Consider the following 12,314-nt stretch of genomic DNA (forward strand, 5'->3'; position numbering starts at 1 on the left):
CTACGGGGTGGAGAATTTTCAGAAAACGGCGAAAATCAGCCACTTTTCAAATTTGGCACGGGCCTTGCTGAACACAGGACAACCGCTTTGGAGTAACCCCGATGACCACCGCCCCGTTCTTCTCCACCCGTCTTGGCCGCGCCGCCCTGGTCAGCATTGCCGCGATGCTGGCGATGAATGCAGTGGTCCTGGCCAACCATATGCCGGAACTGCCCGGCTTGGGCCACAGCGTCCACGCCGCGTCGGCTGGCCACACCGGCATCACCCGCTCGGTCGCGGCGATCACCGGGGGCCTGGCATGAATTCCATTCTCGAACCCGTGCCGGCAGGCCCGCAGTCTTCCGGCGGTTCCTCGCGCTTTGACGATGCGCTGCGGGCCGCCCGGATGCGGCCCTCGTCGGGGACCGGCCAAAGTGATACGAACGCCGCAAGGCCTTTTTTCAACGGAGCAAACCTGATGGGCATCTTTTCGCGCACGCGCGATATCATTGCCGCCAATTTCAACGATCTGTTGGACAAGGCCGACGATCCGGCCAAGATGATCCGCATGATCATCCTGGAAATGGAAGAGACGCTGGTCGAGGTGCGTGCCTCGGCCGCGCGGACCATTGCCGACCAGAAGGAAATGCTGCGCCACGTGGCCAAGCTTGACCGCCTGCAGGCCGATTGGGCCGACAAGGCCCAGCTCGCCCTGTCGAAGGACCGCGAGGATCTGGCCCGCGCTGCCCTGATGGAGCGCAAGAAGGCCGCCGACATGGCCGACCAGTTGCGCGGCGAAGTGGCGGTGCTCGACGATTCGATGCGCGCCTATGAGCAGGACATCGAAAAGCTGCAGACCCGCCTGCGCGAGGCCCGCAGCCGTCAGACCGCCATTGCCGCCCGCCTGGAAAGCGCCGAAAACCGCGTGCGCCTGCGTGCCCTGATGACCAGCGAGCGCGTGGACGAGGCGCTGTCGCGGTTCGACCAGCTCGAACGCCGCGTCGATTATGCCGAAGGCCGCGCCGATGCGCTGAGCATTGCCGAAAGCGGGACGCCCAGCCTGGCCGACGAGATTGCCGCCCTCGCCGGGCAGGACAAGATCGACGAGGAACTGGCCGCGATGAAGCGCGCCATGGGCAAGGAGGGCTGATCACCATGGGCGATATGGACCTGACGCCGTTCTTTGCCCTGGTAACGCTGTTCGTCGCGCTGCCATGGATCGTGCTGCACTACATGACCAAGTGGAAGACCGCCGCAACCCTGACCAGCGGCGATGAGCAGCTGCTGGAAGAGCTTTATCGCGTCGCCCGCCGCCTGGAAGAGCGGATGGACACGGTGGAGCGCCTGGTGGCCAGCGAAAACCCGCAATTCCGCCCGGCCAGCCTGGCGGCCGAGCGCACCAACCACCAGGCCGACCTGTCGGAACTCGATCGGCTGATGACGCAAACCAAGGGGACCGTGAAATGAGCGCTGCCCGTACCCGTTTCTATCGCGACAAGGTCAACGGCAAGTTCATGGGCGTGTGCGCCGGGATTGCCGACTACACCGGGGTTGATGTGCTGTGGGTGCGGCTGGCGTTGATCGTCGGCACCTGCTGCGGGCTCGGCTTCCTGCCGATCATCTATCTCGCGCTGGGTTTCCTGGCTGAAAAGAAGCCCGCCGCGCTCTATGCCGATCGGCAGGAGCAGAAGTTCTGGCAGGGCGTGCGCCAATCGCCGGCCCGTTCGGCCCGCGAAGTGCGCGCCTCGTTGCGCGACATCGATCGCCGCTTGGCCGAAGTCGAACACTTCTATGTCTCGAGCAATCCGCGCCTCGCCCAGGAAATCGAAAGCCTGCGCTAAGCCACCATTCCATCCCATCCCGGCACTTCGAAGGGGACTGCTGCCATGGATCACGGAACACTTGCCCTGCTTATCCCGCTTGCCCCGTTCATGATCGCAGGCCTTGCGATCTGGACCCGGCACAGCCGGCGGATGGCGGAAATCCAGGCCAACGCCACGGCCGAAAAGGCCGCCCAATATGCCGTTCAGAACCAGGCGCTAGAAGACCGCGTGCGCGTTCTGGAACGCATTGTCACCGATGGTGGCTATGACGTGGCCCTGCAGATCGAGGCGCTGCGCGATGTCAACCGCATCGAAGGCAGCCAGCACGACGGCGCCGCCCGCGCCCCGGTTTCGGGCAAGCTGCAATGACTGCCGCCGGTGCCATCGTCCTGCTGGCCTTTGCCACCCTCGCCACCTTGCTGGTCGGCCTGGTTATGGCGGCGCAGGCCTGGTCGCGCCGGATGGATCAGCGCGAGCGGGAAATCATCGCCACCACCCGCGCCACGGCCGAGCAGGCCGCGCAATACGCCGCCCAGACCGCCCGTCTGGAACAGCGCGTGCGCGTGTTGGAAGGCATGATGCAGGGGCGCGAGGCTTCGGCCATGCCCCAGTTCAACTGATCGCGTTTACCCGCCCTCCCTTTTCCCCCCCGCCCGATTTACCCGGTCCAGCCAAGGATTTCCTACCCGTGAGCTTTGGAGCCACTCTTGTTGCCATCGTCGCGATCCTGGCCTGGGCCAGCCTGCGCCACCGCCGCCACAGCGCCCAACAGGATACCTATCCCATCGCCGATGCGGCGGAAAATGCCGCCCTCGCGCGCGAAGTGGCTGCGCTGCGCAGCCGGGTGGAAGTGCTGGAGCGCATCCTGACCGATCAGCGCGGATCGACCGACCTTGCCCGCGAAATCGAATCCCTGCGCGATCGTTGAGGCTTGAGGTGGGCTGGTTCCCGCTTTAGGCGGCGTGGACAAATTCCGCAGTGCCACGGCTGGAAGCAAAAACCGCCAGTTCAAGGAGGCGAGGAAGCGGAATATCGGGAATATTGCGCGACGAGCCGACGCGGCAATGGCGGTTTTTGGTCCAGCCCCGGAGGGGTTGCCCTGCAAGAGGCCCTGGCAGCGTTGCTCCGCCTTGAAAGAGGCCCACTCTTCCGGCCGCCTCGCGCCTCGCCAGGGCCTCTTGCAGGGCAACCGTGGCATTGCGGAATTTGTCCACGCCGCCTAAGGCCCAGCCCATGCGCACCCTTGCCGACATTCTCGAAGAGTACGAGTTCAGCGATGGCGATGAACGCTATCGCTTGCTGATCGACCTTGGGCGAGAGCTTGAGCCGATGCCCGATGCGCTGAAAACCGATGCCACGCTGGTGCGTGGCTGCTCGGCAGCGGTATGGGTCTATCCCACTGAGGGGGAGGGCGGCGCCCTGCATTTCCTGGCCGATAGCAACGCAGCGATCACCAAGGGCATCATTGCCCTGGTCCTGGCCGCCGTGCAGGACCGGCCCGCTGCTGAGGTGGCAGGCATGGACATTGCCGAGGCGCTGGCGCCGTTCAATCTCAAGAACCAGCTTTCATCCAACCGCACGCAGGGCCTGCCCAACATGATTGCGCTGGTGCGCGAACACGCCGCGCGCCTGGCTGCGGCGGGCTGACGGCGGGCATGGTCCGCCGCCATCTCTGGACGGCTGCGGGCCTGTTCTTTGTCGGGCTGGGCACGGTGGGCGCGTTCCTGCCACTGCTGCCCACGGTGCCGTTCCTGCTGCTGGCGGTGTTCTGCTTTGCGCGCGGCAACCCCGCGTGGGAGCAGCGCCTGCTCGATCATCCCAAGTGGGGGCCGCCCTTGCGCGAATGGCGCACCCGGCGCGCCATCCCCCGCCGTGCCAAGAAGGCGGCACTGGCGACCATGGCGCTGAGCGTGGGGGTAACCGCGTTCACTGCCGGCTGGCCCTGGGTGCTGATCCCGGCGGCGGTCATGGCCTTGAGCGGCACCTGGATCTGGACCCGCGCGGAATAGGACGTCGCATGCAGCTTGCCGCCATCCATCGCTATCCGGTCAAGTCCCTGGGGGGAGAAGCGCTGGAGCGCGCCACGATCACCGCGCAGGGCGTGGCGGGTGATCGGCGCTGGATGGTCGTCAATCCGCAAGGTCGCTTTCTCACCCGCCGCGAACTGCCGGCGATGGCCCTGCTGCGCGCCGTGCCGCATGCCGATGGCGGCGTGACACTGCACCATGCGGCTGCGCCATCGGTAAAGGTGGCGGTGCCGACCACGGCCGAGCGCCGCGCGGTCAAGGTGTGGGGAGACAGCCTGGCCGCCACCCCCGCTGGCGCCGAGGCCGACGCCTGGCTTTCAGCGCGGCTGGGCCAGCCGGTTCACCTGGTGCACATGGGCGATGACGTGATCCGTCCGGTCGATCCGCGCTATGGCCAGCCGGGTGATGCCGTGGGCTTTGCCGATGGCTTTCCGCTGCTCGTCACCACGCAGGAATCGCTCGACGCGCTCAATGCGCAGTTGCCCGCGCCGATCACCATGGCGCGCTTCCGCCCCAACCTGGTGATCACCGGCGCGCCTGCGGCCTTTGCCGAAGAGGGCTGGAACAGCTTGCGCATCGGCGCGCTCACGCTGCGGCTGGTCAAGCCCTGCACGCGCTGCGTGATCACCACGCAAGACCCCGAGACGGGCGAAAGCCATGACCGCGAGCCGCTGGCCACGCTGCGTCGCATGGGGCGGCTGTGGCAGCGCCAGCCGGTGTTTGGCATGAATGCCATTCCCGATGGCGCGGCCGATCTGGCCGTGGGGGATGGGGTGGAGCTGGGCTGAACGCCCCTCCGTCAGGCCTGCGGCCTGCCACCTCCCCGCCATGCGGGGAGGATCTTTTACTCGACCGCTTCGCGCAGCACGGCGATGCCGGCGGCGCGCTGTTCGCGCAATTCGCGCTTGAGCACCACGGGATCGCGCGCGACGACAAAGCCGAAGCTGACCCCGCCTTCCTTGCCGATCGTGGCATGGTGCAGCTTGTGCGCCTGGACCAGTCGCTTGGCATAGCCACGCTTGGGCACCCAGCGGAACCAGCGCTGATGCACCAGGCCATCGTGGATGAACGTATAGATCAGGCCATAGACCAGCACGCCCATGCCGATCCACGTGCCCGGCCACCAGGCATGCGCGCCCAGCACTACCGGGCTGCCGACCGCGAACATCGAAATCGAAATGGCCGCGCCGACCACGGCATAGAGATCGTTCTTTTCCAGGAAACCATCATGCGGTTCGTGGTGATCACGGTGCCACGCCCAGCCAAAGCCGTGCATGATGTATTTGTGGCTGGACCAGGCGACCAGTTCCATGGTGGCAGCAGCGCCCAGCACGATCATGATGGCAAGCAGGATATCCATGGCCAGCGCCCATAGCGCAATGCACGCGCGGCGGCGATGCGTTTTATCGGGCAGCGCTGGTGGGCGTTGGGCGAGTTATCAAGCGGGACCCCGGATCAAGTCCGGGGTGACGAGAAAAAATAGATAACGCATAATGCATCGTCACCCCGGACTTGATCCGGGGTCCCACTGTTCTGCTGGCGCACCCCGCCATCCTTGCTGAAACCCGAACGCGCGGATCGCGTTTGGTTCAGGATCACTTTGCCAAACCATGATCATCAAACGGCGCCGGCGCTCAATCGCCAGGCGTCGGTGACAAGCAAGGAGTAAAGCCCATGAAAAAGCTCATTCTCGCCGCGCTGCTTCCGGCCACGGTGGGCCTGGCTGCCCCGGCCCTGGCACAGCCCGCGCCGCCGCCGCCCGGTGGCTGGCACCACGGCCCTGGCCCGGCGATGGGCGGCTGGATGACGCCGCGCCGTGACGCTGCGATCCGCCAGGATATCGGCCAGCTGCGCTTTGCCATCGATCGCGCTGTGCGCAACCGCACGATTTCTCCGCGCGAAGCAGCCCCGCTGCGCCGCCAGGCGATGGTCGTGCAGCGCCAGTACAAGATGTATGCCCGCGATGGCCTGAGCCGCGACGAAGTGCGCTGGTTGGCCAGCCGGGTCAACCAGATCCGCCAGCAGCTGCGAATGGAACGCGCAGACTGGGATCGCGATCGCTGGTGATCGGTGCCAGTCAGGCTCGCCCTGGCATCGCCTGAACCCCGGTTTGAGGCGTGCCAAGGCAGCGCCGGGACAGAAAATGACGCATGCCCCCGCGTGTTCTTGCCGTTTGGTGCTTGAAATGCGCGGGGGCGATGCTTAACCGCACTGCATGACCAGCACCGGCAAGACGCTCTACGAAAAGATCTGGGATGCCCACGTCGTGGAAAACCGCGAGGATGGCACCAGCCTGATCTATATCGACCGCCATCTCGTTCACGAAGTGACGAGCCCGCAGGCGTTCGAAGCGCTTCGCATGGCCGGGCGCAAGGTGCGCCGCCCCGATCTGACGTTGGCGGTGCCCGATCACAACCTGCCCACCACCGCGCGCCGCGATGCGGCCGGCCATCGCATTCCCATCGCCGATCCCGAAAGCGCCCAGCAACTTGCCGCACTGGAGCGCAATGCGCCGGAATTTGGCATCCGCTATATCGGCGATGCTGATGCCGCGCAGGGCATCGTCCATGTCGTCGGGCCAGAGCAGGGCTTTTCGCTGCCCGGCGCCACGATCGTGTGCGGTGACAGCCACACCGCCTGCCATGGTGGCTTGGGGGCACTGGCCTTTGGCATCGGCACGTCGGAAGTCGAGCACGTGCTCGCCACGCAGACCCTGCTGCTCAAGCGCAGCAAGACCATGGAAGTGCGCGTCGAGGGTACGCTCACGCCGGGCGTTTCGGCCAAGGACGTGGTGCTGCACATCACCGGGGTGCTCGGTGCGGCAGGTGGCACCGGCTATGTCATCGAATATACCGGCCAGGTTATCCGTGACCTGTCGATCGAGGGCCGCCTGACGGTTTCGAACATGGCGATCGAGCATGGCGCCCGTGCCGGCCTGATCGCGCCTGATGACAAGACCTTCGCCTACGTGAAGGGCCGCCCCTATGCGCCCAAGGGCGCCGATTGGGACAAGGCCGTGGCTTGGTGGAAGAGCCTGGCAACCGATGCCGGCGCGCAGTATGACAAGATCGTGGTGATCGATGCGGCCGATATCGCGCCGTCGGTCACCTGGGGCACCAGCCCCGAAGACGTGCTGCCGATCACCGCCACGGTGCCCGCGCCGGAAAGCTTTGCCGATCCGTCGAAGCAGGATGCTGCGCGCAAGTCTTTGGAATACATGGGCCTGGCGCCGGGCACGGCGCTCAACACGGTGGAAATCCAGAACGTGTTCATCGGCAGCTGCACCAACAGCCGGATCGAAGACCTGCGCGCCGCCGCCGCGATCCTCAAGGGCCGCAAGAAGGCCGACACCGTGCGCTGGGCGATCGTCGTGCCCGGTTCGGGCCTGGTCAAGGCCATGGCCGAGGACGAAGGGCTGGACGTGATCTTCAAGGACGCGGGCCTTGAATGGCGCGAGCCGGGCTGCTCGGCGTGCCTGGGCATGAACCCCGACAAGGTGCCGGCTGGCGAGCGCTGCGCCTCTACCTCGAACCGCAATTTCGTCGGTCGCCAGGGCCCCGGCGCGCGCACCCATCTGGTCAGCCCGGCCATGGCCGCTGCGGCAGCGGTGACCGGCCGGTTGACTGACGTGCGCGAGCTGGTGTGACCGCACCGGTTTGAACGACTCGCGCAAATCCGCCTTTGCCCCGGTAGTCGATGCGCAGACCCGCGTGCTGGTCTGCGGCAGCCTGCCGGGAGAGGCGTCGCTGGCCGCTGGCCGGTATTACGCGCATCCCAAGAACCAGTTCTGGCGGCTGGTGGGTGGGGTGATCGGGCGCGATCTGGTCACGCTCGATTATCCCGAGCGGCTGGATGTGCTGCGCAGCACGGGCATCGGCCTGTGGGACACCGTCGCCAGCGCCACGCGCCGGGGCAGCCTCGATAACGCGATCAAGGCGGCGCAACTGGCACCGCTGGCGGAATTGGCCGCCCGACTGCCGGCCTTGCGCGCGATCGGCTTCAACGGGGCGACCGCGGCGCGTCATGGCCGTGCGCAAATGGCCGATCTTGCTGAAATTTCATTCATTCAACTGCCGTCAAGCAGCCCGGCCTATTGTGCGGTGACACTCGCGCAAAAGCAGCTGGAATGGAATTCTCTGCGGAAATTCCTCGATTGAGCGTTGCATTGTGCGGCAAGCGGGCCAATTCTTGCAGCCCATAAGAAGGAGGAAGGCGTGTCCAAGAAGGAAAACTGGGCCGGAACGGCTGTCCTGGCAGGAGCGGCGGCCGTCGGGTCTGCGGCACTGGCGGCGGCGCTGCTCTATACCAACCGCCGCAAGGAACGCGCCCAGAAGGTGGCCGACAAGACCCCGCTGGGCGATGCTCCCGAAACCGATTGAAGATCAGGGGTGACCCACAGCGCGCAGGGCTGAACATTTCCTGCGCGCGCAGGCTATTTCCGCCGTTGCGCAGGGCGCGGCGGCGGCTATAGCGGGGGCATGGAACCGGTAAACCACATCGAAGGCCGCGCCATTCCGTTCGGCCGCAAGAACATCGACACCGACGTGATCATCCCGGCCAAGTGGCTCAAGACGATCAGTCGCGAGGGGCTCGGCCGTGGCGCATTCGAAACGCTGCGCGCAGACCCGGACAACCTGTTCGACAGCGAGACGTTCAAGGGCGCGCCGATCCTGATCGCGGGCGACAACTTTGGCTGTGGTTCCAGCCGTGAACATGCCGCCTGGGCGCTGCTCGACCTGGGCATCAAGGCCGTGATCGCGCCGTCATTCTCCGATATCTTTTCCGGCAACGCGTTCAAGAACGGCATCCTTACCGTGGTGATGCCGCAGGAACAGGTCGATCGCCTGCTCGAAGTGGCGCAGACCGATCCGATCGCGATCGATCTTGATGCGCAGTCCGTAACCACGCCGTTCCAGGACCGCTTCACGTTCGAGATCGACGCGTTCCGCAAGCACTGCCTGATCAACGGGCTGGATGAGGTGGGCCTGACCCTGGCACGCAGCGACGCGATCGGCGCATTCGAAGGCCAGGTGGCCGAGGCGCGGCCGTTCCTGGCACAGGGCACCGGCGTTCCGGCCTGATCGAAGCCGTCAGCCGACCGGCTCTGTCACCGGCGCCACGTCCACCGATACCGCCACGGTCTGCCCGCCGCCGCCGTGGAACACGCCGTCCATCGGCGCGACATCGGCATAGTCGCGGCCCATCGCGGTAAACACGTGGTCGGTTGAGGCCAGCATCGCGTTGGTGGGATCAAACCCCACCCAGCCCAGCGTATCGCCGCACCACAGCGCGGCCCAGGCGTGGGTGGCATCCGCGCCCACCAGGCGCGGCTGGCCCGGCGGGGGCAGGGTGCGCAGATAGCCGCTGACATAGGCCGCCGGCAGCCCGTGGCCGCGCGCCGCCACGATCATCACGTGGGCAAAATCCTGGCACACCCCATGGCGCGCGCGGAAAGCGTCGAGCGGCGGGGTTTCGGCCGTGGTGGCGCTGCCATCATAGGTGAATTCATCGTGGATAGCGTGCATCAGGGCCAGCCCCGCATCCATCACACTGCGCGCGCCGGCCAGGATCGGGCCAGCCCAGCCCACGATCTCGGGCGAAAGCGGCGTCATCGACGAGGGGTAGATGTAGCTTGCCGGGCCCAGCGCGGAAAGATCGCGATGGGCGGCCGCCCTCGCGCTGATTTCGGCCACGCTGGGTGTCTTGGCCAGCGCCAGTTCGGGATCGGGGGCGTGCACTTCCACGCGGAAACTGCTTTCCACTTCCAGCGCATCGAGCGGCTCGCGAATGAACAGGCGGCTGCGGTTGACCAGGAACGGCCCGGCTTCTTCCTCCATCGACCACGGAACGGGCGCCACGGCCAGGCGGAAATCGCTGACGGTTTGCGTGGGCCAGGGCGCGGGGCGCAGTCGCAGGTTGAAGCGGGCGAGCCGCACTGGGGCGGCATAATCCACGCGGGTCTTGTGGCGGATATCGTAGATCATGCGAGCAAGCTGCTGCTGGCGCCACCGCCAGCCTTTTCGAACTGCAGGAAGTAGCGGGTGGAAATCGTGTCGGACAGCGTCAGCAGGCGCTGTTCCGCCTCGGCCAGGCGCGCCAGGTTCCACGCTTCCACCGGCAGGCTCGACAGCGGCGCCAGGATCGCGCGCGCTTCCAGCAGCGGGGCTTCGGGCAGGTTGTCCTCGCGCAGCGCGGGCAGTGCTTCGATATGGCTGACCAGGGCCTGGGCCTGAAACGCCAGGGAGCGCGGGTTGGTGGGATCGAGCAGCAGCAGATCGAGCACCGGCGCCGTGCTCGGCGCGGCCAGATAGCGCGCGCGATAGGTGATCTGGCTGTCTGACAGATCGAGCAGCACGCCCAGCGCCTCTGGCGTTTCGATCCGGGCCGACAGCGCGCGCAGCGTCTGGCACAGCGCCACCGCGCGTTCCAGGCGGCGGCCCATGTCGAGGAAATGGCGCGAGGGGCCAAGCGTGAAGTTTTCCGCCAGCAGGCCCGACAGCGCCGAAAGCCGCTCGATCAACTCGCGCGCGGTGCGCAGCAAGGCGCCGGCGCGATGGCCGTCCACCGGCGGCAAGGGGCGGCTGGCAATGCGCCAGAAATCGGTGGTGAAGCGGTCGCGCAAGGTGAGGGCAGTGGCACGGATCGCGGCAAACAACGCTCCGACAGAGCCGTTCATCACCGTATCTGACAGCGCCGCGGCGCAGGCTTGTGGCATCGGCAAATCGGCCTCTTCGCGGGAGAGCGCGCCCCATGTCACCATCAGGTCAACCAGGCGCGCGATCACCTCGGGGCAGTGGCCGGCGGCGGCATCCACCTCGATCGAATTGCCCAGCACCGCGCGGATGATCCGCACCGTGGCTTCGGCGCGCTCCACATAGCGGCCGAACCAGAACAGGTTGTCGGCCGCCTGGCTTGCCAGGATGCCGCCACCGCGCCGCACCGGGGGCGGTGCACCCAGCACCGAGGGCGTGGCGTTGACGGCGGCGGCATCGGCCTTGGTATCCACCACGCAGACATCGGCGGAAATATCGCCTTCGCCCATCATGGTGTTGACCATTTCGCCCGAGGAGGAGAGCCGGGCAAAGCCGCCGGGCATCACCGTCCACTCGCCCGCCGCGTTGCGCGCCACGAAGGCACGCACGGTAAAGGCGCGTGGCACGAATGCCTCGCCGATCAGCGCCGGCGTGGTCGACAGGGTGACGATTTCCTGGCCGCAATAGTCCACCGGCCTACGCGCCATGGCGGCGAGCAGAGCGTGACGCTGCGCCTTGTCGAGGCTGCGCCCGGCCACTGCGCGGCCATGGGGCAGGCCTTCCACCCCGGCGCCGAACGCGGGGGTGATCATCAACTGGTCGAGGCGCGCGGCCACGTCCTGCGCCTCGCGCGGCTGGCCGCACCACCAGGTGGCGACATTGGGCAGGATCGGCGCTTCACCCAGCAGCACCGAGAACAGGCGCGGCATGAACGCGGCAAAGGCCGGTGCTTCCAGCACTTCGGCGCCGGGCCAATTGGCCAGCGTCAACCCGCCGCGGTCCAGCGCCTCGAACAGGTCGGGCACGCCGATCTCGGATCGCGCATCAAAGCGCAGCGGATCGAGCGCATTGGTATCGATCCAGCGCCACACCGCATCCACCCGCTTGGGCCCGGCAATGGTGCGCACATAGACGCGATCATCGCTGACCGTCAGGTCGCGCCCTTCCACCAGCGGAAAGCCGAGGTAGCGCGCCAGGTGTGCCTGTTCGGGATAGGACTGGTTGAAGCGGCCGGGGGTGAGCAGGGCGATGCGCGGGTTTTCGCGCTGGCATTCGCGGGCAATGCCGCCGCGCAGATCGGAAAAGAACTGCGCCAGGCGGCGCGCGCGCATGTCGGTCAACAATCCGCCGGTGACGCGCGAGAGCGCCAGGCGGTTTTCCAGGGCATAGCCGATGCCGTTGGCCAGCCGCAGCCGATCGCCCAGCACGCGCCACTGCCCGCGCGGCCCGCGCGCCAGATCGACCGCATAGACGTGGATATGCGGCCCGCTGCGCGGCGCCACACCCACCATCGAACGTGCAAAATAGCGGCTGCCGGCAATCAGTGCAGCGGGCAGATGGCCATCGGCCACCAAGCGCCCTTCGCCATAGATATCATCGACCACTGCTTCGAGCAGGCGCGCACGCTGCACCAGGCCGCGCTCTACCTCGGCCCATTCCTGCGCGCCGACGATCAGTGGCATGGGCGACAGCGGCCAGTCGCGCTCGTCATCCTCACCCGTCAGGCGGAACGACATGCCCAGGTCCAGGATCTGGCGCCCGACCAGTTCCTGCACGGCTACGCCAGCCTCTTCGCGCAGCGCCAGCAGGCTTTGCGCCGCGCGTTGCCAGGTCTGGGCCACATCGGGCGCGGCATCGCGATAGAGATCGCCCGCCCCCACATCCACCGGATAGGCGGCCAGGCCCGGCGCCGCGGCCGGATCAGGTTTGGCCGCCATGGTCTGGGCTGCCAT

At 66.8% G+C, this 12,314-nt stretch carries 18 protein-coding genes; 15 read left to right on the top strand and 3 right to left on the bottom strand.

Annotation, left to right across the window (positions count from 1 at the left end; translation table 11 throughout):
* Positions 1 to 101: 101 nt before the first annotated feature.
* From SCA01S_RS13240 to SCA01S_RS13285, 10 genes are all read left to right on the top strand, one after another.
* Positions 102 to 302, top strand: coding sequence for a hypothetical protein (locus tag SCA01S_RS13240; protein WP_022677116.1), 201 nt, complete (start codon positions 102 to 104; stop codon positions 300 to 302).
* Between the two features lie 83 nt (positions 303 to 385).
* Entirely contained in the window at positions 386 to 1,129 is a 744-nt protein-coding gene (gene pspA / locus SCA01S_RS13245) for a phage shock protein PspA (RefSeq protein WP_237741068.1), read from the top strand.
* Between the two features lie 5 nt (positions 1,130 to 1,134).
* Positions 1,135 to 1,446, top strand: a complete 312-nt coding sequence (gene pspB, locus SCA01S_RS13250; RefSeq protein WP_082349712.1) for an envelope stress response membrane protein PspB — start codon at positions 1,135 to 1,137, stop codon at positions 1,444 to 1,446.
* Positions 1,443 to 1,820, top strand: a complete 378-nt coding sequence (pspC, locus tag SCA01S_RS13255) for an envelope stress response membrane protein PspC (protein ID WP_062786270.1) — start codon at positions 1,443 to 1,445, stop codon at positions 1,818 to 1,820. Before pspB ends, pspC begins: the two co-directional genes overlap by 4 nt.
* Before the next feature lie 45 nt (positions 1,821 to 1,865).
* Positions 1,866 to 2,171 (top strand): hypothetical protein, encoded by a 306-nt coding sequence (locus tag SCA01S_RS13260; RefSeq protein WP_022677112.1) that lies wholly within the window; start codon positions 1,866 to 1,868, stop codon positions 2,169 to 2,171.
* Positions 2,168 to 2,422 (top strand): hypothetical protein, encoded by a 255-nt coding sequence (locus tag SCA01S_RS13265; protein ID WP_022677111.1) that lies wholly within the window; start codon positions 2,168 to 2,170, stop codon positions 2,420 to 2,422. Before SCA01S_RS13260 ends, SCA01S_RS13265 begins: the two co-directional genes overlap by 4 nt.
* 68 nt (positions 2,423 to 2,490) lie before the next feature.
* Positions 2,491 to 2,730: a hypothetical protein gene (locus SCA01S_RS13270; protein ID WP_054130633.1), complete on the top strand. Its 240-nt coding sequence runs from the start codon at positions 2,491 to 2,493 to the stop codon at positions 2,728 to 2,730.
* 305 nt (positions 2,731 to 3,035) lie between these two features.
* Positions 3,036 to 3,449 carry a SufE family protein gene (locus SCA01S_RS13275; protein ID WP_054130632.1) on the top strand — a complete coding sequence of 138 codons (414 nt, stop codon included), beginning with the start codon at positions 3,036 to 3,038 and terminating at the stop codon, positions 3,447 to 3,449.
* An 8-nt stretch (positions 3,450 to 3,457) separates the two neighbouring features.
* Positions 3,458 to 3,811 carry a YbaN family protein gene (locus tag SCA01S_RS13280; protein WP_054130631.1) on the top strand — a complete coding sequence of 118 codons (354 nt, stop codon included), beginning with the start codon at positions 3,458 to 3,460 and terminating at the stop codon, positions 3,809 to 3,811.
* 8 nt (positions 3,812 to 3,819) lie between these two features.
* On the top strand, positions 3,820 to 4,617 hold the full coding sequence (locus tag SCA01S_RS13285; RefSeq protein WP_062786273.1) for an MOSC domain-containing protein: 798 nt from the start codon (positions 3,820 to 3,822) through the stop codon (positions 4,615 to 4,617).
* A 56-nt stretch (positions 4,618 to 4,673) separates the two neighbouring features.
* Here the strand turns inward: SCA01S_RS13285 and SCA01S_RS13290 are convergent, their stop codons facing one another.
* Positions 4,674 to 5,189 (bottom strand): sterol desaturase family protein, encoded by a 516-nt coding sequence (locus tag SCA01S_RS13290; protein WP_054130629.1) that lies wholly within the window; start codon positions 5,187 to 5,189, stop codon positions 4,674 to 4,676.
* Between the two features lie 314 nt (positions 5,190 to 5,503).
* On the opposite strand from SCA01S_RS13290, the gene SCA01S_RS13295 reads away from it, so the two are divergent.
* The 5 genes from SCA01S_RS13295 to leuD all read left to right on the top strand — a co-directional run bounded on the left by SCA01S_RS13295 (position 5,504) and on the right by leuD (position 8,910).
* Positions 5,504 to 5,896, top strand: coding sequence for a hypothetical protein (locus SCA01S_RS13295; RefSeq protein WP_062786276.1), 393 nt, complete (start codon positions 5,504 to 5,506; stop codon positions 5,894 to 5,896).
* 148 nt (positions 5,897 to 6,044) lie between these two features.
* Positions 6,045 to 7,475 (top strand): 3-isopropylmalate dehydratase large subunit, encoded by a 1,431-nt coding sequence (gene leuC, locus SCA01S_RS13300; protein ID WP_054130628.1) that lies wholly within the window; start codon positions 6,045 to 6,047, stop codon positions 7,473 to 7,475.
* Between the two features lie 10 nt (positions 7,476 to 7,485).
* Positions 7,486 to 7,986: a DNA-deoxyinosine glycosylase gene (locus SCA01S_RS13305; RefSeq protein WP_174544801.1), complete on the top strand. Its 501-nt coding sequence runs from the start codon at positions 7,486 to 7,488 to the stop codon at positions 7,984 to 7,986.
* A gap of 57 nt (positions 7,987 to 8,043) precedes the next feature.
* The gene (locus SCA01S_RS22285; protein WP_022677102.1) at positions 8,044 to 8,208 is read left to right on the top strand and encodes a hypothetical protein; all 165 of its coding nucleotides are present in this window, start codon (positions 8,044 to 8,046) and stop codon (positions 8,206 to 8,208) included.
* Positions 8,209 to 8,307: 99 nt separating this feature from the next.
* Positions 8,308 to 8,910: a 3-isopropylmalate dehydratase small subunit gene (gene leuD, locus SCA01S_RS13310; RefSeq protein WP_062786282.1), complete on the top strand. Its 603-nt coding sequence runs from the start codon at positions 8,308 to 8,310 to the stop codon at positions 8,908 to 8,910.
* 9 nt (positions 8,911 to 8,919) lie between these two features.
* Here leuD and SCA01S_RS13315 read toward each other — a convergent pair whose 3' ends face one another.
* Entirely contained in the window at positions 8,920 to 9,813 is an 894-nt protein-coding gene (locus SCA01S_RS13315; RefSeq protein WP_062786285.1) for a transglutaminase family protein, read from the bottom strand.
* Positions 9,810 to 12,314 carry a circularly permuted type 2 ATP-grasp protein gene (locus tag SCA01S_RS13320; protein WP_245652606.1) on the bottom strand — a complete coding sequence of 835 codons (2,505 nt, stop codon included), beginning with the start codon at positions 12,312 to 12,314 and terminating at the stop codon, positions 9,810 to 9,812. Before SCA01S_RS13320 ends, SCA01S_RS13315 begins: the two co-directional genes overlap by 4 nt.

Source organism: Novosphingobium capsulatum NBRC 12533 (genome assembly GCF_001598375.1).
Taxonomy (GTDB): Bacteria; Pseudomonadota; Alphaproteobacteria; order Sphingomonadales; family Sphingomonadaceae; genus Novosphingobium; species Novosphingobium capsulatum.

Excerpts from the sequence above, each read along its gene's own strand:
- SCA01S_RS13240 (WP_022677116.1), top strand. The coding sequence starts at position 102 with ATGACCACCGCCCCGTTCTTCTCCACCCGTCTTGGCCGCGCCGCCCTG.
- pspA (WP_237741068.1), top strand. The coding sequence starts at position 386 with ATGCGGCCCTCGTCGGGGACCGGCCAAAGTGATACGAACGCCGCAAGG.
- pspB (WP_082349712.1), top strand. The coding sequence starts at position 1,135 with ATGGGCGATATGGACCTGACGCCGTTCTTTGCCCTGGTAACGCTGTTC.
- pspC (WP_062786270.1), top strand. The coding sequence starts at position 1,443 with ATGAGCGCTGCCCGTACCCGTTTCTATCGCGACAAGGTCAACGGCAAG.
- SCA01S_RS13260 (WP_022677112.1), top strand. The coding sequence starts at position 1,866 with ATGGATCACGGAACACTTGCCCTGCTTATCCCGCTTGCCCCGTTCATG.
- SCA01S_RS13265 (WP_022677111.1), top strand. The coding sequence starts at position 2,168 with ATGACTGCCGCCGGTGCCATCGTCCTGCTGGCCTTTGCCACCCTCGCC.
- SCA01S_RS13275 (WP_054130632.1), top strand. The coding sequence starts at position 3,036 with ATGCGCACCCTTGCCGACATTCTCGAAGAGTACGAGTTCAGCGATGGC.
- SCA01S_RS13280 (WP_054130631.1), top strand. The coding sequence starts at position 3,458 with ATGGTCCGCCGCCATCTCTGGACGGCTGCGGGCCTGTTCTTTGTCGGG.
- SCA01S_RS13285 (WP_062786273.1), top strand. The coding sequence starts at position 3,820 with ATGCAGCTTGCCGCCATCCATCGCTATCCGGTCAAGTCCCTGGGGGGA.
- SCA01S_RS13290 (WP_054130629.1), bottom strand. The coding sequence starts at position 5,189 with ATGGATATCCTGCTTGCCATCATGATCGTGCTGGGCGCTGCTGCCACC.
- SCA01S_RS13295 (WP_062786276.1), top strand. The coding sequence starts at position 5,504 with ATGAAAAAGCTCATTCTCGCCGCGCTGCTTCCGGCCACGGTGGGCCTG.
- leuC (WP_054130628.1), top strand. The coding sequence starts at position 6,045 with ATGACCAGCACCGGCAAGACGCTCTACGAAAAGATCTGGGATGCCCAC.
- leuD (WP_062786282.1), top strand. The coding sequence starts at position 8,308 with ATGGAACCGGTAAACCACATCGAAGGCCGCGCCATTCCGTTCGGCCGC.
- SCA01S_RS13315 (WP_062786285.1), bottom strand. The coding sequence starts at position 9,813 with ATGATCTACGATATCCGCCACAAGACCCGCGTGGATTATGCCGCCCCA.
- SCA01S_RS13320 (WP_245652606.1), bottom strand. The coding sequence starts at position 12,314 with ATGGCAGCCCAGACCATGGCGGCCAAACCTGATCCGGCCGCGGCGCCG.